General features: G+C 71.6%; 15 protein-coding genes. 9 read left to right on the forward strand and 6 right to left on the reverse strand.

The window, feature by feature from the left end; genetic code table 11:
* Nucleotides 1-154: 154 nt before the first annotated feature.
* Together ACFWVP_RS32415 and glgP are read right to left on the reverse strand one after the other, a co-directional pair.
* Nucleotides 155-1,945, reverse strand: coding sequence for a SpoIIE family protein phosphatase (locus tag ACFWVP_RS32415; protein ID WP_384501562.1), 1,791 nt, complete (start codon nt 1,943-1,945; stop codon nt 155-157).
* Nucleotides 1,946-2,145: 200 nt separating this feature from the next.
* Nucleotides 2,146-4,833 (reverse strand): alpha-glucan family phosphorylase, encoded by a 2,688-nt coding sequence (glgP, locus tag ACFWVP_RS32420; protein ID WP_384501563.1) that lies wholly within the window; start codon nt 4,831-4,833, stop codon nt 2,146-2,148.
* Nucleotides 4,834-5,546: 713 nt separating this feature from the next.
* Between glgP and ACFWVP_RS32425 the strand changes: the two genes are divergently transcribed.
* From ACFWVP_RS32425 to glgB, 4 genes are all read left to right on the forward strand, one after another.
* A complete protein-coding gene (locus ACFWVP_RS32425) occupies nt 5,547-7,676 on the forward strand; it encodes an alpha-1,4-glucan--maltose-1-phosphate maltosyltransferase (protein ID WP_384501564.1) in 2,130 nt (709 codons plus the stop codon).
* Nucleotides 7,673-9,391, forward strand: a complete 1,719-nt coding sequence (treS, locus tag ACFWVP_RS32430; protein WP_384501565.1) for a maltose alpha-D-glucosyltransferase — start codon at nt 7,673-7,675, stop codon at nt 9,389-9,391. Before ACFWVP_RS32425 ends, treS begins: the two co-directional genes overlap by 4 nt.
* Nucleotides 9,392-9,674: 283 nt before the next feature.
* Nucleotides 9,675-11,111, forward strand: coding sequence for a maltokinase (locus tag ACFWVP_RS32435; RefSeq protein ID WP_384501566.1), 1,437 nt, complete (start codon nt 9,675-9,677; stop codon nt 11,109-11,111).
* Between the two features lie 71 nt (nt 11,112-11,182).
* Entirely contained in the window at nt 11,183-13,549 is a 2,367-nt protein-coding gene (gene glgB, locus ACFWVP_RS32440) for a 1,4-alpha-glucan branching enzyme (protein ID WP_384501567.1), read from the forward strand.
* Between the two features lie 151 nt (nt 13,550-13,700).
* Here glgB and trxA read toward each other — a convergent pair whose 3' ends face one another.
* From trxA to ACFWVP_RS32455, 3 genes are all read right to left on the reverse strand, one after another.
* The gene (gene trxA / locus ACFWVP_RS32445; RefSeq protein WP_384501568.1) at nt 13,701-14,042 is read right to left on the reverse strand and encodes a thioredoxin; all 342 of its coding nucleotides are present in this window, start codon (nt 14,040-14,042) and stop codon (nt 13,701-13,703) included.
* Between the two features lie 3 nt (nt 14,043-14,045).
* Nucleotides 14,046-14,450, reverse strand: a complete 405-nt coding sequence (locus tag ACFWVP_RS32450) for a MerR family transcriptional regulator (protein ID WP_384501569.1) — start codon at nt 14,448-14,450, stop codon at nt 14,046-14,048.
* A 127-nt stretch (nt 14,451-14,577) separates the two neighbouring features.
* Entirely contained in the window at nt 14,578-15,957 is a 1,380-nt protein-coding gene (locus tag ACFWVP_RS32455; RefSeq protein ID WP_384501570.1) for a cation:dicarboxylate symporter family transporter, read from the reverse strand.
* 155 nt (nt 15,958-16,112) lie between these two features.
* Here ACFWVP_RS32455 and ACFWVP_RS32460 point away from each other — a divergent pair, with 155 nt between their 5' ends.
* The 3 genes from ACFWVP_RS32460 (at nt 16,113) to ACFWVP_RS32470 (ending at nt 19,327) form a co-directional block, all read left to right on the forward strand.
* Nucleotides 16,113-17,765: an ATP-binding protein gene (locus ACFWVP_RS32460; RefSeq protein WP_384501571.1), complete on the forward strand. Its 1,653-nt coding sequence runs from the start codon at nt 16,113-16,115 to the stop codon at nt 17,763-17,765.
* A 101-nt stretch (nt 17,766-17,866) separates the two neighbouring features.
* The gene (locus ACFWVP_RS32465) at nt 17,867-18,544 is read left to right on the forward strand and encodes a response regulator (protein ID WP_384501572.1); all 678 of its coding nucleotides are present in this window, start codon (nt 17,867-17,869) and stop codon (nt 18,542-18,544) included.
* 162 nt (nt 18,545-18,706) lie between these two features.
* Nucleotides 18,707-19,327, forward strand: a complete 621-nt coding sequence (locus tag ACFWVP_RS32470) for a helix-turn-helix domain-containing protein (RefSeq protein ID WP_384501586.1) — start codon at nt 18,707-18,709, stop codon at nt 19,325-19,327.
* A gap of 131 nt (nt 19,328-19,458) precedes the next feature.
* Here ACFWVP_RS32470 and ACFWVP_RS32475 read toward each other — a convergent pair whose 3' ends face one another.
* Nucleotides 19,459-20,484 carry an ATP-dependent 6-phosphofructokinase gene (locus ACFWVP_RS32475; protein ID WP_384501573.1) on the reverse strand — a complete coding sequence of 342 codons (1,026 nt, stop codon included), beginning with the start codon at nt 20,482-20,484 and terminating at the stop codon, nt 19,459-19,461.
* A gap of 231 nt (nt 20,485-20,715) precedes the next feature.
* Between ACFWVP_RS32475 and pta the strand changes: the two genes are divergently transcribed.
* Entirely contained in the window at nt 20,716-22,797 is a 2,082-nt protein-coding gene (gene pta / locus ACFWVP_RS32480; RefSeq protein ID WP_384501574.1) for a phosphate acetyltransferase, read from the forward strand.
* Nucleotides 22,794-24,014 (forward strand): acetate kinase, encoded by a 1,221-nt coding sequence (locus ACFWVP_RS32485; protein ID WP_384501575.1) that lies wholly within the window; start codon nt 22,794-22,796, stop codon nt 24,012-24,014. Before pta ends, ACFWVP_RS32485 begins: the two co-directional genes overlap by 4 nt.
* Nucleotides 24,015-24,018: the final 4 nt, after the last annotated feature.

Here is a 24,018-nt window from a genome sequence, read left to right on the forward strand (position 1 = left end):
GCGCCGTCGGGCGGGCTGTCCGCGTGGGTCAGGGTCTCCCGGGTCACGAACAGACTGTCCGAGCAGGCGGGAAGGCGCACCCGCTCGCCGGCATCCGGTCGTACGCCCCTTCGGGCGAGCGCGTTCCGGAGGCGACCGGCGGGAACGGGACCGGTCAGCCCGGGATGTCCTGCTCGGCCCAGACGACCTTGCCGATCGCCGTGCGGCACGAACCCCACCTGCGGCAGAGCAGGTTGATGAGCTGAAGGCCGCGACCGCCCTCGTCGCTCACGTCCGCGTGCTGGATCTGCGGCAGGTCGGGCCCGGTGTCCGCGACCTCCACCCGGAGCCGCTCGTCGCACAGCAGCCGGAGCCGGCCCGGTCCGCCGCCGTAGCGCAGGGCGTTGCCGACCAGTTCGCTGACGACCAGCTCGGTGACGTCGGCGAGTTCGGCGAGGTTCCACCGGGCGAGCTGCTCGGTGACCAGCTTCCGGGCGGTGGACGCGGAGTTGCCCTCCGTCGGCAGGTCCCACACCTGCAGCCTTACCTCCGGGGGCAGTTCATGGCCACCGGCGACCAGCAGCACCGCCTCGTCGAAGCGGCCGTCGTCCGGCTTCGGCGAGGTGAGCAGACCGCCGTCGTCGAGCTGTTCGGGCGTCATCGCCGAGACCGCCGAGCGCAGCCCCTCCAGCTGGACGTCCACGTCCTCGACGCGCGTCTTGATCAGACCGTCGGTGTAGAGCACCAGCCGGCTGCCCACCGGACCGCGCAGCCTCAGCGGGTCGTACGGGATGACCCCGGCGCCCAGCGGGGCCCCGACCGGCACGTCGAGGAAGCGTGCCTGCCCGTCGCCGTCCACCAGCAGCGGCGGCGGGTGGCCCGCGCTCGCGATGGTGTAGCTGGAGTCGGCCGGGTCGTAGACCGCGCACAGACAGGTGGCGACCTGGTCGTCCTCCAGGTCACGGGTGGCCAGGTCCAGCCGGGCGAGCACCCGGTCGGGCGCGATGTCCAGCGTCATGAGCGTACGGGCGACGGTACGCAGCCGGCCCATCGTGGCGGCGGCGGGCAGACCGTGTCCGGTGACGTCACCGACGACCAGGGCCGTACGCCCGCCGGGCAGCGCCACCACGTCGTACCAGTCGCCGCCCACCCCGTGGGCGTCGAAGGCGGGCACGTAGTGGGCGTGCACCTGGAGACCGGGGGTGTACGGCGTCGCCCGTGGGAGGAGGCTGCGCTGCAGCGAGACGACGTGTTCGCGCTCGCGCCCGTAGAGGCGCGCGTTGTCCATGAAGACCGCGGCCATGGCGCCGAGCTGCCCCGCGAGTTCCACGTCGGACCGGTTGAAGGGCGGGCTGGCCCCGGCGCGCACGAAGTCGGCGGAGCCCAGCAGGACACCGCGGGCGATCAGCGGCACGGCCATGTAGCTGTGGACGCCCTGGCGGCGCATCGCCGCGGCGGCACTGTCCGTCGGCGCGACACGGGAGTAGTCCTCGTCCGTCATCCGGCTGACCAGGACCGGCCGTCCGTTGCGCAGGCACTCGGTGATCAGCAGGGTCTCGCGGCGTTTGCTGCGGTCCACCACTTCGCCGACCGGGGAGGGCTCGAGCTCGGTCAGCGCGTCGATGGAGGTGACGGCCATGGCCCGGGTCACGGGGACCGCCGCGCCGGTGACGCGCTCGCCCTCCTCGCCGAGCATGACGGACTCCAGCAGGTCGACGGCCGCGGCGTCCGCCAGGCGCGGGACGCTGTAGTCGGCGAGCTCCTGCGCCGTGCGTTCCAGGTCGAGGCTCGTGCCGATGCGGGTGCTCGCCGCGTGGAGCCAGCGCAGCCGGGCGGCGGTCGTGAAGCGGTCGGCCCGTCGTGCGCCGACGGTCTCCGCACGGCGTGGCTGCAGCTGCCGGGAGGTGCCGCCCTGCGCGGCCAGCCGACGGGTCAGGCGTCTCGCAGGGCCTCCGCCGCCGTTCACCGTGCCGACCTCCACTCGCGCCCGTGGGACGCCTCGCTGTCACCTGGGTGGCCCGAGAGCCACACCGGCACCGGCTGTCATGTTAGCCAGATCACGGTGAAAACACCCCTGCCGGGCCCCGCCGATCCCGGGAACCGGACCCGCGCGGCAGCGGGCGCGGCGCCCCGTGGGACGCCGGGCCCGCCCGACGGGCGCGGGCGTCAGCGCAGCAGCACGCCCCCGCCGTCGCCCGTCGACTCGTTCGGCACCGCGACCAGGCCCAGCTCCGCCGCCGACGCGAGCAGCGGATGCGAGGGCAGGACGCGCACGGTGTAGCCGTACGGGCCCGTGCGGTCGAGGGCGAGCGGGCCCTCGTACAGCCAGCGGCCCTCCAGGTCGTGGCCGCCGGCCGGCTTCAGCGGGAACGTCTGGGCCTCGGCGATCGCGTCACCGGAGTCGACGCGCCCGGCGACCACCTGCACCTCCACGTCGTCCGGATCGAGGCCGCCCAGCGCGATCCGGACCCGGAGCGCCAGGGTGGACCCCAGCTCCGCGGAGCCGCCGACGACCGTGTCGGCCGCGGCCTCCACATGGTCGACGGCCACATCCGGCCACGCCGCGTGGACCCGGGCCTTCCACTCGGCGAGCTCCCGGGCGGCGGTCGGCCGCAGGGCCCGGCGGGCGAGCGCCGCGGGCGCGTAGAGCCGCTCCACGTACTCGCGGACCATGCGGCCGGCGAGGACCTTGGGCCCCAGGGTGACCAGGGTGCGGCGGACCATCTCGATCCACCGCTCGGGCAGGTCGTCGGCGTTGCGGTCGTAGAAGCGCGGGGCGACCCGGTCCTCGATCAGCGCGTAGAGGGCGTTGGCCTCCAGCTCGTCACGCCGTTCCTCGTCCGTGGCGGAACCGTCGGCGGTGGGGATCGCCCAGCCGAAGTCCGGCTCGAACCACTCGTCCCACCAGCCGTCGCGCACGGAGAGGTTGAGGCAGCCGTTGAGGGCCGCCTTCATCCCGCTCGTGCCACAGGCCTCCAGCGGGCGCAGCGGGTTGTTCAGCCAGACGTCGCAGCCCGGGTAGAGCTTCTGCGCCATGCCCATGCCGTAGTCCGGCAGGAAGACGATGCGATGGCGGACCCGCGGGTCGTCCGAGAACCGCACCAGCTCCTGGACCAGCCGTTTCCCGCCGTCGTCGGCGGGGTGGGCCTTGCCGGCGACGACGATCTGGATCGGGTGCGTGGGGTGCAGCAGCAGCGCCCGCAGCCGGTCGCGGTCGTGCAGCATCAGCGTCAGCCGCTTGTACGAGGGCACCCGGCGGGCGAAGCCGATGGTCAGCACGTCCGGATCGAGCACGCCGTCGATCCAGCCGAGTTCGGCGGTGCCCGCGCCACGCCGGCGCCAGGAGGCGTAGAGCCGTTTGCGGACCTCGGTCACGAGCTGTTCGCGCAGCCCCCTGCGGAGGTCCCAGATCTCCCGGTCGGGGACGGCTGCCACGACGTCCCAGCGCCGGGGGGTGCCGGGCCGGCCGCCGTCGGCGGTGCCCGTGCCGGACGTCTCGCCGACCTCGGCGCCGGCCAGCGCGCTCGAAGCCCGCTCGGTGCCGAATTTCCTGGCGCCGAGCCGCAGGACCTCGGGCGCGACCCAGGTCGGCGCGTGCACCCCGTTGGTCACGGAGGTGATCGGCACCTCCGAGGGGTCGAATCCCGGCCACAGCCCGGAGAACATCTCCCGGCTGACGGCCCCGTGCAGGGTGGAGACGCCGTTGGCTCGCTGGGCGAGCCGCAGGCCCATCACCGCCATGTTGAAGAGTCCCGGCTCACCGCCGGGGTAGGTCTCCATGCCGAGGCGCAGGATCCGCTCCACGCCGACGCCGGGCAGCTCTCCGTCGTCACCGAAGTGACGGGCCACGAGCTGGCGTTCGAATCGGTCTATCCCGGCGGGCACCGGGGTGTGCGTGGTGAAGACCGTCCCGGCCCGCACCACTTCGAGGGCGGCGTCGAAGTCCAGACCGGTTTCGGAGAGTTCCCGGATCCGTTCGAGGCCGAGGAATCCGGCGTGTCCCTCGTTGGTGTGGAACACCTCGGGGGCCGCGTGTCCGGTCAGCCGGCAGTAGGTCCGCACGGCGCGCACCCCGCCGATGCCGAGCAGCATCTCCTGGAGGAGGCGGTGGTCGCCGCCGCCGCCGTACAGCCGGTCGGTGACGTCGCGTTCGCCCGGGGCGTTCTCCTCGACGTCGGAGTCGAGCAGCAGCAGGGGGACGCGGCCCACCTGGGCCTGCCAGATCGAGGCGTACAGCGAACGGCCGCCGGGCAGTGCCAGCACCACTCGGCTGGGGGTGCCGTCCACCTCCCTCACCAGGGTGAGCGGCAGCTCGTTGGGGTCGAGGACGGGGTAGTGCTCCTGCTGCCAGCCGTCCCGGGACAGGCTCTGGCGGAAGTAGCCGTGGCGGTAGAGCAGGCCGACCCCGATGAGTGGCACGCCCAGGTCACTGGCGGCCTTCAGATGGTCCCCGGCCAGGATTCCGAGCCCCCCGGAGTACTGGGGCAGGGCCGCGGTGACCCCGAACTCGGGTGAGAAGTAGGCGACGGCCGCGGGGAGTTCCGCGCCCTGGGAGAGCTGGTTCTGATACCACCTCGGGCCGTCGAGGTACTCCTGGAGGTCCTCGGAGACCTCGGTGAGCCGGCGCAGGAAGTGCTGGTCGAAGGAAAGCTCGGCGAGGCGTCCGGCGGACACGGCGCCGAGCAGGCGCACGGGATCGGCGTCCGCCGGCCGCCAGCCCTCCGGGTCGGCCGCCTGGAAGAGCTGTTGGGTCTCGGTGTGCCAGGACCAGCGCAGGTTGCGGGCGAGGTCGCTGAGCGGTCGCAGGGGTTCGGGGAGGACGGGGCGCACGGTGAATCGACGAATGGCCTTCACGTATCCCACCTTTACAGGGGACGTACGGATCCGAGGGGACGCACCACGGTGTACGCCCTCTCCGTCACCCTCGACGGTAGCGGCGTGCCGCCGTACGCGACCACGGCGCACGACCGGCTCGCTGGGCACCGCCAGGACCGGCGCGACCGCCTCCGGCCCGGCCCTCGCACCGGGCGCGCCCTCCCCCGGCCCCGCCCGCGCCGGCTCCCGCACCCCCTGTCGCACGGGTCCCGGCCGCCCCGGTGACCGCATGGGCCAGATGCGCACACATCCGTCACGGGCGATATGGCTGATTTCCCCTCCTCACGCGACCTTGTGGTGCTTCGCACCACAGGCAAAGCTGCGTGGTGCGCCCTACGGCGGCCGGGGGACCGGCGCGCGGCGCACAGCGCGTGCACGGGAGAGCACCCAGGAGTTAACACGCCGCCGGGTTGGCCGCCCGGAAACGGTGGGAAGGCTTCCCCGGTACTCAGCCCGACCACGGCCCGCGCAGCACACCCCAGGTGCCCCCGATCCGAGCACGAACCCCCCGCGCACCTGCCATTCGAGTGCCATTCGAGTGAACGCGGACAGGAGCGGCCATGCACACAGCCCGCCAGCCGACAACCGAGCAGCTACAAAGGACGCAACCCCACCATCGCGGCGCGCGCGGTCAGCCCCTCACGCCCACGCCGCGCCCCGTGCATGCCGAGCTACTGCCCCCAGGTGATTTCGTGATCGGTCGTATTCCCGTCCTGGACGTCCACCCCCTCGTCGACTGCGGCAGGCGGCCGGCCAAAGCCGTCGCGGGCGAGACCTTCCAGGTCAGCGCCACCGTCTTCCGTGAAGGCCACGACGCGGTGGCCGCCAATGTCGTCCTGTGCGATCCGAGCGGACGGCCCGGCCCGTGGACGCCGATGCGCGAGCTCGCCCCCGGGACGGACCGCTGGGGCGCGGATGTCACCCCCGGCGCCGAGGGCCACTGGACGTACACCGTCGAAGCGTGGAGCGATCCGGTCAGCACCTGGCGTGGGCACGCGCGGATCAAGATTCCCGCCGGGATCGACACCGCGCTGGTCCTGCGGGAGGGCGCCGAGCTGTACGAACGCGCCGCCGACGGCGTACCGAAGCGGGACGGGCGCGAGGCGGTGCTGGCCGCCGTCGACGCGCTGCGCGACACGAACCGCCCGGCGGCCTCCCGGCTCGCCGCCGCGCTCACGCCCGAGGTGGACGAGGCGCTCGCCCGGCACCCCCTGCGCGAACTGGTCACGGCCTCCCGCCCGCTGCCGCTGGTCGTCGAGCGCAGGCGCGCCCTGTACGGGTCCTGGTACGAACTGTTCCCGCGCTCCGAGGGCGCGCGGACGGAGCCGGCCGCTCCCGCGAAGCCGGCCCGCGCGCCCCGGACGACGAAGGCCGCCAAGACCGCCAAGACCGCGAAGACCTCTGCCGCCTCCGCTGCCGTCGCCGCGAAGAAGAAGGGCGCCGCGGTGACGGCGCAGCTGCCCCCGGTGTCGAGCGGGATCGTCAGCGGTACCTTCCGTACCGCCGCGGAGCGTCTTCCGGCCGTCGCCGCGATGGGGTTCGACGTCGTCTACCTCCCCCCGGTCCACCCCATCGGCACCACCCACCGCAAGGGCCCCAACAACAGCCTCTCCCCCGGCGCCGGGGACCCGGGGGTGCCCTGGGCGATCGGTTCTGCGGAGGGCGGCCACGACGCCGTCCATCCGGACCTCGGCACGCTCGACGACTTCGACCACTTCGTGGAGACGGCCCGCACACTGCGGATGGAGATCGCGCTGGACTTCGCACTCCAGTGCTCCCCGGACCACCCCTGGGTGAAGGAGCACCCCGAGTGGTTCCACCACCGCGCCGACGGGTCCATCGCCTACGCGGAGAACCCGCCGAAGAAGTACCAGGACATCTATCCGATCGCCTTCGACCAGGATCTGCCCGGGATCGTCGCGGAGACCACCCGCATCCTGCGGTTCTGGATGGACCACGGCGTGCGGATCTTCCGGGTCGACAATCCGCACACGAAGCCGGTGGTCTTCTGGGAGAAGGTGATCGCCGACATCAACCGCACCGATCCGGACGTGATCTTCCTGGCGGAGGCCTTCACCCGCCCCGCGATGATGCGGACGCTGGCCGCGGTCGGCTTCCAGCAGTCGTACACCTACTTCACCTGGCGTAACACGAAGCAGGAGCTCACCGAGTACGTCACCGAGCTTTCGGGCGACAGTTCCTCGTACATGCGGCCCAACTTCTTCGTGAACACGCCCGACATCCTTCCCGGTTACCTCCAGGACGGCGGCCGTCCGGCCTTCGAGGCGAGGGCCGTGCTCGCCGCGACCCTGTCCCCCTCCTGGGGTGTGTACGCGGGCTTCGAGCTGTGCGAGAACACCCCGGTGCATCCCGGGAGCGAGGAGTACGAGAACTCCGAGAAGTACCAGCTCAAGGTCAGGGACTGGGAGTCGGCGGAACGCGAGGGCCGCTCGCTGGCACCCCTGATCACCTCCCTCAACCGGATCCGGCGACGCCATCCGGCGCTCCAGCAGCTGCGCGACGTCCACTTCCACTCCGTCGACGACGAGGCGCTGATCGCGTACAGCAAGCGCTCGGGTTCGAACACCGTTCTGGTGGTCGTCAACCTCGACCCCCACCACACCCACGAGGCCACGGTCTCGTTGGACATGCAGCGCCTCGGCCTCGACCGGCACGAGAGCGTGCCGGTGCGCGACGAGCTCACCGGCGCCACCTATCACTGGGGCAGAACCTTCTACGTGCGCCTCGAACCGGGTGTGACACCCGCGCACATCGTCGTTCTGCGACCGTCCCCGCCGACCGGAGGGTCACCCACACCATGACCGTCAACGAGCCTGTCCACGACCTGTTCGAGGACACTCCCGCCAAGGACCGCGATCCCGACTGGTTCAAGCGCGCCGTCTTCTACGAGGTACTCGTCCGGTCCTTCCAGGACTCCAACGGCGACGGCGTCGGCGACCTCAAAGGTCTCACCGCCAAACTGGACTACCTGCAATGGCTCGGCGTCGACTGTCTCTGGCTGCCGCCGTTCTTCAAGTCACCGCTGCGCGACGGCGGTTACGACGTCTCCGACTACACCGCCGTGCTGCCCGAATTCGGCGACCTCGCCGACTTCGTGGAGTTCGTCGACGCCGCGCACCAGCGCGGCATGCGCGTGATCATCGACTTCGTCATGAACCACACGAGCGACCAGCACGACTGGTTCCAGCAGTCCCGCACCGACCCGGACGGGCCCTACGGCGACTACTACGTCTGGGCCGACGACGACAAGCAGTTCCCGGACGCGCGGATCATCTTCGTCGACACGGAGACGTCCAACTGGACCTTCGATCCGGTACGCAAGCAGTACTACTGGCACCGCTTCTTCTCGCACCAGCCCGATCTCAACTACGAGAACCCGGCGGTGCGGGAGGAGATCATCTCGGCCCTGCGCTTCTGGCTGGACCTCGGCATCGACGGCTTCCGGGTCGACGCCGTGCCGTACCTCTACCAGCGCGAGGGCACCAACTGCGAGAACCTCCCCGAGACCCACCACTTCCTCAAGCGGGTCCGCAAGGAGATCGACGCCAACTATCCGGACACCGTGCTGCTGGCCGAGGCCAACCAGTGGCCGGAGGACGTCGTCGACTACTTCGGCGACTTCCCGGCCGGCGGCGACGAGTGCCACATGGCGTTCCACTTCCCCGTGATGCCGCGGATCTTCATGGCCGTACGGCGCGAGAGCCGCTACCCGGTCTCGGAAGTCCTGGCGAAGACGCCCGAGATCCCGTCCGGCTGCCAGTGGGGCATCTTCCTGCGCAACCACGACGAGCTCACACTCGAGATGGTCACGGACGAAGAGCGCGACTACATGTACGCGGAGTACGCCAAGGACCCGCGGATGCGGGCCAACATCGGCATCCGCCGCCGCCTGGCGCCGCTGCTGGACAACGACCGCAACCAGATCGAGCTGTTCACGGCCCTGCTCCTGTCCCTGCCCGGCTCCCCGATCCTCTACTACGGGGACGAGATCGGGATGGGTGACAACATCTGGCTGGGCGACCGCGACGCCGTACGCACCCCGATGCAGTGGACGTCCGACCGCAACGCGGGCTTCTCCTCCAGCGATCCGGGGCGGCTCTACCTCCCCACGATCATGGACCCGGTCTACGGCTACCAGGTCACCAACGTGGAGGCGTCGATGGCCTCGCCGTCGTCGCTGCTGCACTGGACACGGCGGATGATCGAGATCCGCAAGCAGAATCCGGCCTTCGGTCTGGGCACGTACAACGAACTGCCCTCGTCGAACCCCGCGGTGCTCGCGTTCACCCGGGAGTACAAGGACGACCTCGTGCTGTGCGTCCACAACTTCTCGCGGTTCGCACAGCCGACGGAGCTCGACCTGCGGGCGTTCAACGGACGCCATCCGGTGGAGCTGATCGGCGGGGTGCGCTTCCCTGCTGTCGGCCAGTGGCCCTATCTGCTGACGCTCGCGGGCCACGGCTTCTACTGGTTCCGGCTGCGGAAGGGCGCTCCGGCCGCCGGGGAGGCCGGGTGACGGACAGCTGACGGTGCCCCGGCCCCGGCACTCCGGGGCGGTTTCCGGCACCGGCTCCGGGGCGGTTTCCGGCACCGGCTGCGGGGCGGTTTCCGCCGCCCCGCAGGGGGCACCCTGACCCCATATCGAGCGCTTCCGGGCCCTTCAGGCTCTTCGGGGCCCGTTTGATCGAGTCCGTACGGACTTTCCTCACCCGACACGTCCCGCACAGCCGGACAGCCATTGCCGCAATCCGGGACACTCTTCGCATCCTGTGGTGTGCCCGGGGAAAGGACGCGATGCCATGTCGGAGGCTGCATCCACTCGAGTCGCCCTGGCGAAGAGCACGACCAAACGAAAGACGACAAGACGAGGCACGACGAGCACCACGGGCACGACGGCCCTGCTGCCGTCGCTCGCCCCGCTGCTCCATGAGTGGCTGCCGCGGCAGCGCTGGTTCGCCGGCAAGGGGCAGCCGGTCACCGGCTTCTCCCTCGTCTCGGCGACCGAGATACTGCCCCTGGACGCCTCCGCCGCGGGCCCCGGGCTGCTGCACCTGCTCGTCCGGGCCCACCAGCCCGGCGGCCCCGAGCGGTCGCTCGGCGACTGCTACCAACTGCTGCTCGGCGTACGCACCACGTTGCCCCCGCGCCTGGCCCCGGCCCTGATCGGCCAGGTGACGGACGGTCCGCTGGCCGGCCGCACCCTGTACGAAGGGCTGCACGACCCGCGCGTCGCCGGTCTCCTGCTGGAACGATTCCGTAACCCCGGGTCACTCGGACCCCTCCGCTTCGACCGCACGGCGCCGGTCCCCGCGGGGCTCATCCCTCGCCTCCTGGACACCGAGCAGTCCAACTCCTCGCTCGTCTACGGGGACGCGTACATCCTCAAGATCTTCCGCCGGGTGTTCCCGGGCACCAACCCCGATCTGGAGCTGCCGCTCGCACTGAGCCGCGAGGGCTGCGGCCGGGTGCCCTCCCCGGTCGCCTGGTTCGAGGCGACGGCCCCGGAACCGCTCACGCTCGGTGTGCTGCAGCCCTTCCTGCGCGGTGCGCAGGACGGCTGGCAGCTCGCCCTCGCCGCGCTCCGCGCCGGGCGGGACTTCGTCCCCGAGGCACGGGCGCTCGGCAGGGCCACGGCCGAGGTGCACACCGCACTCGCCGCCGCGCTGCCGACACCCGCCCTCGCCCACGCCCAGACCCGGAGCCTGGTGGCCGGGATGGTCGAGCGGCTGGAGGCCGCCGCGCAGGCGGTCCCGGCCCTCGTCCCCTACGTACCGGGGCTGCGTGCCGCCTTCGACGCCGTTACCGCACTGGGGCACACGGGCGGCGGCTGGGCCGCGCAGCGGGTCCACGGCGATCTGCACCTGGGCCAGACGCTGCGCGGGGACGACGGCTTCTGGTCACTGATCGACTTCGAGGGCGAGCCCGCCAAGCCCCTGCCCGAGCGCCGCAGCCCGCAGCCTCCGGTGCGCGACGTCGCGGGGATGCTCCGCTCCTTCGACTACGCGGCCCGGTCGCACCGCCCGTGGAGCCCGGAGTGGGCGGCCCGCTGCCGCACCGCGTTCTGCGAGGGCTACGCCGGTGTGTCGGGCGCCGACCCGCGCGGCGAACCGGAGCTGCTGCGCGCCCATGAGACCGACAAGGCGGTGTACGAGGTGCTGTACGAGGCCCGGCACCGCCCCGACTGGCTGCCCGTCCCGATGGCCGCCATCCACCGCCTGGCCACGACGACCGAGTGACCTCCCGCTCCCTCCCTTCCTCCCGCTCCCTCCCTTCCTCCCACCTCTCCCCCTCCGAGGAGGCCTTCCCTGTGACCGCCCGCAAGCCGTCCCGCAAGTCGCCCGAGCCCATCGAGGTCCCGTCCGCCCCGCAGCCGGTGACCACCGAGGTCAGCGCACCGGCCGCCGAACCCGTCACCCCTCCCCCCGTCAAGCGCGCCAGGGCCAGGAAGACGGCCACCACCCCGCCCCGGCCACGGCGCGGCGGGGGCGGCAAGGGGGCCCTGCCCGCCACGGTCCTGGACGACGGGGACCGGGGCCGGCTGCTCGCCGGTGAGCACCACGCCCCGCACGACGTCCTGGGTGCCCATCCGGCCGGGGGCGGGGTGGAATTCCGGGTGCTGCGCCCGTTCGCCCGCACGGTGACCGTGCTCGCCGAGGAGCTGCGGGCCGAACTGCAGAGCGACGGCGACGGCTTCTTCTCCGGGGTCCTGCCGCTGCCCGCCGTACCCTCCGCGTACCGGCTCCAGGTCGCCTACGACGACGACACGATCGAGGTGGAGGACCCGTACCGCTTCCTCCCCGCGCTCGGCGAGCTCGATCTGCACCTGATCGGCGAGGGCCGGCACGAGGAGCTCTGGAAGGCACTCGGCGCGCAGCCGATGGAGCACCAGGGCGTGACGGGCACCCGCTTCACCCTCTGGGCGCCGAACGCGCGGGGGGTCCGCGTCGCGGGTGACTTCAACTACTGGGACGGCACGGCCTTCCCCATGCGGTCCCTCGGCTCCACCGGCGTCTGGGAACTGTTCCTCCCCGGCGTCGGCGAGGGCGCCGTCTACAAGTTCGACATCTGCCGTCCCGACGGTTCGCACACCCAGCGCGCCGACCCGATGGCCCGCCACGCGGAGGTGCCGCCCGCCACCGCCTCGGTGGTGACCGCCTCGCACCACACGTGGCAGGACGACGACTGGATGGCGCACCGGGGCGACCGCCCGGTGCACGAGGCCCCGTTCTCGGTGTACGAGGTCCACCTCCCGTCCTGGCGCCCCGGCCTCACCTACCGCCAGCTCGCCTCCCAACTGCCGTCCTACGTGCGGGAGCTCGGCTTCACACACGTGGAGCTGATGCCCGTCTCGGAGCACCCCTTCGGCGGTTCCTGGGGCTATCAGGTCACCGGCTTCTACGCGCCGACGTCCCGGATGGGCACCCCGGACGACTTCCGCTTCCTGGTCGACGCGCTGCACGCGGCGGGCATCGGCGTCCTCATGGACTGGGTGCCCGCGCACTTCCCGCGCGACGACTGGGCGCTCGCGGAGTTCGACGGCCGCCCCCTGTACGAACACTCCGACCCGAACCGGGCCGCGCACCCGGACTGGGGCACCCTGGAGTTCGACTACGGCCGTACGGAGGTCCGCAACTTCCTGGTGGCCAACGCCACTTACTGGTGCGAGGAGTTCCACATCGACGGCCTGCGGGTCGACGCGGTGGCCTCGATGCTCTACCTCGACTACTCCCGTGAGGACGGGCAGTGGTCACCGAACGAACACGGTGGCCGGGAGAACCTGGACGCGGTGGCCTTCCTCCAGGAGATGAACGCGACGGTCTACCGGCGCAACCCCGGAGTCGTCACCATCGCCGAGGAGTCCACCGCCTGGGACGGCGTCACGCGCGCCACCGACCAGGGCGGTCTCGGCTTCGGCCTGAAGTGGAACATGGGCTGGATGCACGACTCGCTGGTGTACGTCGGCAAGGAGCCGGTGCACCGCAAGTACCACCACGACGAGATGACGTTCTCGATGGTGTACGCGTACAGCGAGAACTACGTCCTGCCGATCTCTCACGACGAGGTGGTGCACGGCAAGCAGGCTCTGGTCAGCAAGATGCCCGGTGACTGGTGGCAGCAGCGCGCCAACCACCGGGCCTACCTCGGCTTCATGTGGGCCCATCCGGGCAAGCAACTCCTCTTCATGGGTCAGGAGTTCGCCCAGGGGGCGGAGTGGTCCGAGGGCCACGGCCCGGACTGGTGGCTGCTCGACCCGGCGTACGAGGCCTCCGCCGACCACCGGGGCGTACGCACCCTGGTCACGGACCTGAACGCGGTGTACGGGGCGCTGCCCGCGCTGTGGCAGCGGGACACCTCTCCGGAGGGCTTCGCCTGGATCGACGGCGGCGCGGCGGAGGACAACGCGTTCGCGTTCGTCCGCTACGACGCGGACGGCTCGCCGCTGCTGGCGGTCTCCCACTTCTCCCCGGTGGTGCGGCACGACTACCGCATCGGCGTACCGGACGGTCCCGAGGCGTGGGTGGAGGTCCTGAACACGGACGCGGCGCGGTACGGCGGCGGTGACGTGCGCAACGAGGGGCCGCTGAAGCCGGAGGCGGTACCGGCGCACGGCAGGGAGACGAGCGTGACGCTGACACTGCCGCCCCTGGCGACGGTGTGGTTCCGCCCCGCCTGACCGGCGCGGGGACCGGGGCGTCCGCCCCTCCACGCACACGGCACCCCGGGGCGACGGTTCCGCCCGGGGGTGCCGTGTGCGACAGCCGGCCCAAGCGACAGGTCGACGGGAAGCCACGGACGGCCACAATGGGGCATAAGGCACGTCGCCCCTATGGTGCAGTGAAGACGTCCTCGATCTCCTGGAGCAGGCGGCGCTTGGGGCGGGCGCCGACCATCGACTTCACCGGTTCGCCGTCCCGGAAGACCATCAGCGTCGGCATCGACAGCACCGCGTAGCGGCCGGCGACGGCCGGGTTGTGGTCCACGTCGATCTGTACGACCTTGATGCGGTCGGCCTCCTCCGCCGCGACCGCGCTGAGCACGGGGGCGAGCTGACGGCAGGGGCCGCACCAGTCGGCGGTGAATTCGACCAGGACGGGGAGACCGGCTCCCAGTACCTCCGCGTCGAACGTCGTGTCGGTGACCTCTGCGACACCTTCTGCGTGGATCATCTGTCATCCTCCGAGTTCACATCGTGGTTCGGGGCCGCCCGGCAGCTCGGCCGACGCCTCCAGTTCGGCGCGGGCCAGCTGGGCACCCACCTCCGTACGCACCGACTGCAGCTGACCGATGAGCGCGTCCAGCTCGCCGAGCTTGCGCCGGTAGACGGCGAGCGAGGCGGGGCAGGCGTCGCCCGCCGGATGGCCGGCGCGCAGGCAGTCGACGAAGGGGCGGGTCTCCTCCAGGTCGAACCCGAAGTCCTGCAGGGTCCGGATCTGCTGGATGAGCCGCAGGTCGCCCTCGTCGTACGTGCGGTAGCCGTTCTCCGCGCGGCGTGCGGGCAGCAGGCCGCGCGACTCGTAGTAGCGCAGCGTCCGTGTCGTCGTTCCGGCGCGCTCGGCCAGTTCCCCGATTCGCATACCGCGACCGTAATCCTTGACGCCGACGTCAAGGCAAGAGGAGGGGAGGGCGGGCCGGGGCGAGGCGGTCGCGGTCCGGGGGGAGTCCGACGACCGGGGAGCCTCGCGGTCAAAAGGATCGAGGGGCTCAGACCTTCGCGAGCGACGGCTTGTCCCCGCCGCCGTCCCTGGCCTCCGGGACGTCCACGTCGGCGTCCGCGTCGGCGGGGTGGTGGTCGTCCGTCATCGTCTTCTCGTCGAACGGCAGAGCGCCGGAGAGGACCTGGTCCACGCGTGACCGGTCGATCTCCTTGGTCCAGGTGCCGACCAGGACCGTGGCGACCGCGTTGCCCGCGAAGTTCGTCAGGGCGCGGGCCTCGCTCATGAAGCGGTCGATGCCGACGATCAGGCCGACACCGTCGACCAGTTCGGGGCGGTGGGACTGCAGGCCGCCCGCGAGGGTGGCCAGTCCGGCACCGGTGACGCCGGCTGCGCCCTTCGAGGCGATCACCATGAAGATCAGCAGCGAGATCTGCTCGCTGATGCTCAGCGGGTCGCCCGTCGCGTTGGCGATGAAGAGCGACGCCATCGTGAGGTAGATCGCGGTGCCGTCGAGGTTGAAGGAGTAGCCGGTGGGCACCGTGATGCCGACGACGGGCTTGCTGATGCCCATGTGCTCCATCTTCGCGATCAGCCGCGGAAGGGCCGACTCGGAGGAGGAGGTGGAGAGGATCAGCAGGAACTCACGGCCCAGGTACTTCAGCAGGGAGAGGATGTTGACCCCGGCCACCAGCCGCAGGATCGCTCCCAGGATCACGAACACGAAGAGCGCGCAGGTGACGTAGAAGCCGACCATGATGATCGCGAGGGACTTCAGCGCGTCCACACCCGTCTCGCCGACGACCGCCGCCATCGCTCCGAACGCGCCGACCGGGGCCGCCCACATGATCATGGCGAGGATGCGGAAGACGAGGCGCTGGATGTGGCCGATGCCGCGCAGGACCGGCTCACCGGCCGAGCCCATGGCCTGCAGGGCGAAGCCCGCGAGCAGGGCGATGAGCAGGGTCTGCAGGACCTCGCCCTCGGTGAAGGCCGAGACCATGGTCGTCGGGATGACGCCGAGCAGGAAGTCCACGGTGGACTCGCTGGCCCCCGACGCCTGCTGCTCACCGGCGGCACGTGCCGCGTCGGTGAGGTGGAGGCTGGAGCCGGGCTCCAGGATGTTGCCGACGACGAGGCCGATGGCCAGGGCCACGGTCGACATCACCAGGAAGTATCCGAGGGCGAGACCGCCGACGGCGCCGACCTTGGCGGCCTTGCGTACGGAGCCGACTCCCAGCACGATCGTGCAGAAGATGATCGGCGAGATCATCATCTTGATGAGGTTGACGAAGCCGGCGCCGATGGGCTTGAGCTCCACGGCCACGCCGGGAGCGACGAAGCCCACCGTGATGCCCAGCACCACAGCGGCGATCACGGCCAGGTAGAGATAGTGCGTGCGGTCCCGTCGTGCGGATTTCTCTGCCACGGGGGCCTCCTCGGGTATGCGGTCGCTCCCCCGTCCCTGGGGGCCCCGGTGACTATTCACTTCCCTGTGACGGCGGTCACCCTTGCGTTCATATCGTTCACGGACGTTTTCGAGCCACCTTGGGCCGATGGGCCCCGCCAGGCAGACTGAGGGCCATGCGCCTGTCCCGTACGTTCCCCCGCAGCCTGGCCGGCCAGCTCTTCGCGATGCAGGCCCTGCTCGTGGCCGCGGTCGTGGCCGGATGCGCCTTCTTCGCGTACGCCTCCGGCCGGGCCCAGGCCGAGGAGACCGCTGACCGGCAGGTGCGGGCCGCCGCACTCGCCATGGCCGATTCCCCGTCCGTGCGGGAGGCGATCCGTACCCCGGATCCGTCCGCCGTACTCCAGCCGTACGCGGAGCGGGTCCGCGCGGACACCGGGATCGCCTTCGTCACGATCATGGATCGGGACCGGGTCCGCTGGACCCATCCGCATCCCGCGGAGATCGGCCGGACCTTCATCGGGAACACCGCTCCCGCGCTGCGCGGGGAGACGTTCACGGAGACGTACACCGGCACCCTGGGCCCTTCGATACGGGTGGTCACACCGATCCGTGACGGGGGCAGGATCGTCGGCCTGGTCAGCGCCGGCATCACGGTCGAGCGGGTCTCCACCCAGGTACGCGAGCAGCTCGGCGCCCTGGCCATGGCGGCGGGCGCGGCGCTGGCGCTCGGCGGGCTCGGGACGTACGTGATCAACGCCAGGCTGCGGCGGCACACGCACGGGATGAACGCCCGTGAGCTGGGCCGGATGCACGACTACCACGAGGCCACCCTGCACGCGGTGCGCGAGGGGCTGCTGATGCTGGACGGGCAGCGCCGGATCGCTCTGGTCAACGACGCGGGCCGGGAGCTGCTCGGTCTGACGCCCGGGTCGGTCGGGCGCGGGGTCGACGAGCTCGACCTGCCCGCGCCGCTCACCGGGGCGTTGCTGGCGTCCGAGCCGCGGGTGGACGAGGTGTACCTGACGGCGGACCGGGTGATCGTCGTCAACACCAGTCCCGTGGTCGGCGGCGAGCAGCGCGGCACGGTGGTGACCCTCCGGGACCACACGGAGCTGCAGGCGCTGTCGGGCGAACTCGACTCGGAGCGGGGTTTCACGCTGGCGCTGCGCTCGCAGGCCCACGAGGCGGCGAACCGGCTGCACACCGTGGTCTCGCTGATCGAGCTGGACCGGGTCGAGGAGGCGGTGGAGTTCGCGACGGCGGAGCTGGAGCTGGCGCAGGTCCTCACCGACCGGGTCGTCGGGGCGGTGGCGGAGCCGGTGCTGGCCGCGCTGCTGCTCGGCAAGGCGGCGCAGGCGAACGAGCGCGGTGTGGAGCTGGTGCTCGCGCAGGACAGCCTGATCGACGACGGGGCGCTGCCGCGTTCACTGGCGCCGCGTGATCTGGTGACGATCCTCGGCAATCTGATCGACAACGCGGTGGACGCCGCGTCGGAGTCGGTGACGGGCGGCGGTGAGGCGCCGCTGCCCGCGCAGCGCACGGCGACGCGGGCCCTGGTGACCGTGACCGCGCTCACCGAGGGGGGTGAGCTGCTGCTGCGGGTCGCCGACACCGGGGGCGGGATCGGCCCGGACGACGCGGACGAGGTGTTCCGGCGCGGCTGGACGACGCACGGCACGGGGCGCGGGCTGGGCCTGGCCCTCGTACGGCAGGCGGTGCACCGCAACGGCGGGACGGTCACCCTCGACCGGGGGCCGGACGGCGGCGCGGAGTTCACGGTGCGGCTGCCGCTCGTGGGCCGTACGGCGGAGGTGGCCACGGCATGAGCGGAACGGACGGGGTGGGTGGCGCGGGCGGCGCGGGTGACACGGCGGGCAGAGGTGGCCCAGGTGGTGGGGGTGGCACCGGGACAGGTGGGGCGGGTGGGGTGATCCGCGTGCTGGTCGTGGAGGACGATCCGGTGGCCGCCGACGCCCATCAGCTGTACGTGGGCCGGGTGCCGGGTTTCGAGGTGGCCGCCGTCGCCCACACCAGGGCGGCGGCCGTGCGGGCCCTGGACCGGATGCCGGTCGACCTGCTGCTGCTCGACCTGTACCTGCCCGACGGGCACGGCCTCCAGCTGCTCCGTTCGCTGCGGGCCGCCGGACACGGGGCCGACGTCATCGCCGTGACGTCGGCGCGCGATCTGGCGGTGGTGCGGGAAGGCGTGTCGCTCGGCGTCGTCCAGTACGTGCTGAAGCCGTTCACGTACCCCACCCTGCGGGACCGGCTCCTGCGCTACGCCGCGTTCCGGGCGGCGGCCGGTGAGGCGAGCGGCCAGGAGGAGGTGGACCGGGCGCTGGGGGCGCTGCGGGTCGCGGACCCGGCCAGCCTGCCCAAGGGGCTGAGCGGTCCGACGCTGGAAGTGGTGACGCGGACGCTGCGGGAGTCCCCGGGCGGGGTCACGGCGTCGGCCGCCGGCGAGGAGCTGGGGATGTCCCGGATCACCGCCCGCCGCTATCTGGAGCACCTGGTGACGGCGGGCCGCGCTGTCCGGAGGCCGAGCTACGGTCAGGTCGGCCGCCCTGAGCTGCACTACACCTGGGTGGCTGAAACACGCCCCTAGAGGAAGACACCCGGGCGAAACACTTCTAGGAGGATCGTACGAAGGGTGAACTGTTAGGAACAGCCTGTAGCCAGGGGGTTCTTGTGCTCATACGGTGAAGCCGTGCACACGACTCCGCCCTTCAACGCCCCTGCCGCTCGCCGACTTCGCGAAGCGCTGGGAATGGCTCCCGGACATGTTGCGTACGGCCTCGGCGCCCAGTACGGACTTCAGATAACCGCCGAGACCGTGATGGCCTGGGAGCGTGGTGTGGCCCTGCCGGGCGAACGCGAACTGATGGCCCTCGCCGGTGTGCTGTGGTGCGCGCCGGAGGAACTGCTGGCCGCGGCCAGCACGTTGCGCGAGCACCGGCAGTCGCGGGACGTCGAGGTGGAGGACCTGGCGCGGTCGCTGGGGATGACGGCTGCCGCGTACCAGCGGATCGAGGACTCGGGACGCTGGCGGGGCAACGAGCGTCAGGCACTGTCCCTCTGCCAGGCGCTGGACATGTCGGCCGCGCAGTTCCTCACCGCGACCGGCCGCAACGAGGAGCTGGCGGAGCTCCTGAACAAGGCGGTGGCGACGCGCTGGCAGGCGTACGTCAAGCCGGTGGCGAAGATGCTGCCGCTGGACAAGGTCCTGGTCCAGAACGTGCTGGAGCAGCTTCACACCGACTACCAGGCCCTGATCGTGTCGACGCAGGCATGGAACAGCGCCGGCCGGGAGCGCACGGAGGCGGAGAGCGACGCACGGAAGTTCCTGGTGCGGGTGGTCGAGCAGTTCTGGCGGACCGCGGGGATCTGACCCGGCCGGCCTGTCGGCTGCGACCCGTGGCCGAGCCACCTCGACCGCCCGTGAGGACGGCCGGGGGCTGTTCGTGCCCCCTTCCGGCCGGGCCGGAGGGGACACGGGGGACCCAGGGGCCGCCGCCCCGGTCAGAAGACCGACTCGGCCTCGTACACCCGGTCGCTGGGCACGGTCTTCAGCCGGGTCACCGCGTCCGCCAGCGGGACCATGGCGATCTCGGTGCCGCGCAGGGCCGTCATCCGGCCGAAGTCGCCCCGGTGCACGGCCTCCACCGCGTTCCAGCCGAAGCGGGTCGCGAGCACCCGGTCGTACGCGGTCGGCGTGCCGCCGCGCTGCACATGGCCGAGGATGACCGGCCGGGCCTCCTTGCCGAGCCGCCGTTCCAGCTCGGTGGCCAGCCGGTTGCCGATGCCCTGGAAGCGCTCGTGGCCGAACTGGTCGATCTCGCCCTTGGCGTACGTCATGGAGCCCTCCGCCGGGTGCGCGCCCTCGGCGACGCAAATGACGGCGAACTTCTTGCCGCGCGCGAAGCGTTCCTCGACCATCTTCACCAGGTCGTCGATCTGGAAGGGCCGCTCGGGGAGACAGATGCCGTGGGCGCCGCCGGCCATGCCGGACTCCAGCGCGATCCAGCCCGCGTGGCGGCCCATGACCTCGACGACCATGACCCGCTGGTGCGACTCGGCGGTGGTCTTGAGACGGTCTATGGCCTCGGTCGCGACACCCACGGCGGTGTCGAAGCCGAAGGTGCGGTCGGTGGCGGAGATGTCGTTGTCGATCGTCTTCGGGACGCCGACGACGGGCATTCCCGCGTCCGAGAGCATCCGGGCGGCGGTCAGTGTGCCCTCGCCGCCGATCGGGATGAGGGCGTCGATGCCGTAACGGCGGGACAGTTCCTCGCAGTTCTCGGCGGCCTCGCGCAGCCGGTCGCGCTCCAGCCGGGCGGAGCCGAGGATCGTGCCGCCGCGGGCCAGGATGCCGCTGACGGCGTTGAGGTCGAGGGGGCGGAAGTGGCCGTCGAGCAGCCCCTTGAAGCCGTCCTCGAACCCGATGACTTCATCGCCGTGCCCCACCACGGCACGGTGGACGACCGACCGGATCACGGCGTTCAGGCCGGGGCAGTCGCCGCCTGCGGTGAGAATTCCGATGCGCATCGTGCTCTGTCTCCTGCTCGCTAGGGCCGGTCCATGCCGGGAGCCATTCGAGAACCCCCGTACCGTGAGCCATCACGATTGTCCCACGCCGGGTCCGGCCACCGCGCTCCCTGCTGCTCCGGCCCCTGTCGGAGCGGCGCGCGGAGCGGCCTCCTCCCGGCGGGCGGCATACCTGCCCACGTAGGTATCGTCAAGAGGGCATGACCAGCCGAACAGGACGGGAGAGCACGCGTGGCGCGCAGCGTGTACGTGACCGGAATCGACCGGGGAGACGGCCGCCAGGTCGTCGATCTGGGAGTCATGGAGCTACTGACGCGCCAGGTGGACCGGGTCGGTGTCTTCCGGCCGCTGGTCCATGACGGGCCCGACCGGCTGTTCGAGTTGCTGCGGGCCCGTTACCGGCTCTCGCAGAGCCCGGAGACGGTCTTCGGCCTCGACTACCACGAGGCGTCGGCGATCCAGGCGGAGCAGGGTACCGACGAACTGGTCTCCCGGCTCGTCGAGCGGTTCCACCGGGTGGCCCGCGACTACGAGGTCGTCCTGGTCCTCGGCAGCGACTTCGCCGCCACCCAGCTCCCCGACGAGCTGGCGCTGAACGCCCGGCTCGCCAACGAGTTCGGCGCCTCGGTGATCGCGGTGGTCGGCGGCAAGGGCCAGGACGCGGAGTCCGTACGGGCCGAGACGCGCAACGCCTACCGGGCGTACGCGGGCCTGGGCTGCGACGTCCTCGCGATGATCGTGAACCGGGTGGCGTCCGAGGACCGCACGGAGATCGCCGAGCGGCTGGCGGCCCGGCTGCCGGTGCCCTGCTCGGTGCTGCCGGACGATCCGGCGCTCTCCGCGCCGACCGTCGCGCAGATCACCACGGCACTGGGTGGAACGGTTCTCCTCGGCGACGAATCGGGCCTGGCCCGGGACGCGCTGAACTTCGTCTTCGGCGGCGCGATGCTGCCGAACCTCCTCAAGGCCCTGACCCCGGGCTGCCTGGTCGTCACCCCCGGCGACCGGGCGGACCTGGTCGTCGGCTCGCTCGCCGCGCACAGTGCGGGCACCCCGCCCATCGCCGGCGTCCTGCTGACGCTGGACGAGCGCCCCGGCGAGGAGATCCTCAGGCTGGCCGCCCGCCTCGCCCCCGGCACCCCGGTCGTCGCGGTGGCCGGCGGATCGTTCCCCACGGCGGGGGAACTCTTCGCACTGGAAGGCAAGTTGAACGCTTCCACGCCCCGCAAGGCGGAGACCGCCCTCGGCCTCTTCGAGCGCCACGTGGACACGGGCGCGCTGCTGGAGCGGATCTCGGTGGCCCGCAGCGGCCGGGTCACCCCCATGATGTTCGAGCACGAACTGCTGGAACAGGCCCGCTCGAAGCGGCGCCGGGTCGTCCTGCCCGAAGGCACCGAGGAACGCGTCCTGCGCGCCGCCGACGTGCTGCTGCGCCGCGACGTCTGCGACCTGACGCTCCTGGGTGACGTGGACGTCATCCGCAAGAAGGCCGCCGACCTGGGCATCGACCTCGCGGACACACAGCTCATCGACCCGCAGACCTCCGAGCTGCGCCAGACCTTCGCCGAGCAGTACGCCCTGCTCCGCGCGCACCGCGGCGTGACGGTGGAGCTCGCGTACGACGTCGTCTCGGACGTCAACTACTTCGGCACACTGATGGTCCAGGACGGCCTGGCCGACGGCATGGTCTCCGGGTCGGTGCACTCCACGGCGGCGACCATCCGTCCCGCCTTCGAGATCATCAAGACGAAGCCGGACGTGTCGATCGTCTCCTCGGTCTTCTTCATGTGCCTCGCCGACAAGGTCCTGGTGTACGGCGACTGCGCGGTCAACCCCGACCCGGACGCCGAGCAGCTCGCGGACATCGCGGTGCAGTCGGCGGTCACCGCGGCACGCTTCGGTGTGGACCCCCGGATCGCGATGCTGTCGTACTCGACGGGAACCTCGGGCACGGGTGCGGACGTCGACAAGGTGCGGAAGGCGACCGAGCGGGTACGCGCCTCCCGGCCGGACCTGAGGATCGAGGGCCCCATCCAGTACGACGCGGCAGTCGAACCGTCCGTCGCCGCGACCAAGCTGCCGACGTCGGAGGTGGCGGGACGGGCGACCGTGCTGATCTTCCCGGACCTCAACACGGGCAACAACACCTACAAGGCCGTCCAGCGCTCGGCGGGCGCCGTCGCGGTCGGCCCGGTACTGCAGGGGCTGCGCAAGCCGGTCAACGACCTCTCGCGCGGCGCTCTCGTACAGGACATCGTGAACACCGTGGCCATCACGGCGATCCAGGCACAGGACGAGGAGCGGACCGGATGACCCCCACGCACAGCACCGTCGAGGCGAGCAGGGTGCTCGTCCTGAACTCGGGGTCCTCCTCGGTGAAGTACCAGCTCCTGGACATGCGCGACCGCGCCCGGCTGGCGACGGGGCTGGTCGAGCGGATCGGCGAGGAGACCTCCCGGCTGGTGCACACGCCGTCGGCCGGCGCCGCCCGTGAGCGCACCGGCCGGATCGCCGACCACGAGCAGGCGCTGAAGGCGGCGGCCGAGGAGCTGGCGGCCGACGGGCTCGGCCTGGACTCCCCCGGGCTCGCGGCGATCGGCCACCGGGTGGTGCACGGCGGGCTCAGGTTCAGCGAGCCCACCGTGGTCACCGACGAGGTGCTGGAGGAGATCGAGCGGCTGGTCCCGGTGGCCCCGCTGCACAACCCGGCGAACATCACCGGGATCCGCACGGCACGGGCACTGCGCCCGGACCTTCCGCAGGTGGCGGTCTTCGACACGGCGTTCCACACGACGATGCCGGAGCACGCGGCACGGTACGCGATCGACGTGGAGACCGCCGACGCGCACCGCATCCGCCGGTACGGCTTCCACGGCACCTCCCACGCGTACGTCTCGCGGCGGGCGGCCGAGCTGCTGGGCCGGCCGGTGGCGGACGTGAACGTGATCGTGCTGCACCTGGGCAACGGCGCCTCGGCCTCCGCGGTGGCGGGCGGCCGGTGCGTGGAGACGTCCATGGGACTGACCCCCTTGGAGGGGCTGGTCATGGGTACGCGTTCCGGGGACATCGATCCGGCCGTCACCTTCCACCTCAGGCGCGTTGCCGGCATGTCGGCGGACGAGATCGACGACCTGCTGAACAAGCGGAGCGGCCTGGTCGGCCTGTGCGGCGACAACGACATGCGGGAGATCCGGCGCCGGGTGGAGGAGGGCGACGAGCGTGCCACGCTGGCCTTCGACATCTACGTCCACCGGCTGAAGAAGTACATCGGTGCCTATTCGGCGGTCCTCGGCCGGGTGGACGCCGTGGTGTTCACGGCGGGGGTCGGGGAGAACTCGGCTCCGGTGCGGGAGGCTGCGATCGCGGGGCTGGAGGTATTCGGCCTCGCGGTGGACCCGGACCGTAACGCCGTGCGGTCCGGCGAGCCGCGGCTGATCTCCCCCGACGGCGCACGGGTCGCCGTCGCCGTCGTGCCCACGGACGAGGAGCTGGAGATCGCCGGCCAGACCTTCGCACTGGTCCACAACTGAGCGG

The sequence above is a fragment of the Streptomyces sp. NPDC058637 genome, assembly GCF_042717325.1.
Taxonomy (GTDB): Bacteria; Actinomycetota; Actinomycetes; order Streptomycetales; family Streptomycetaceae; genus Streptomyces.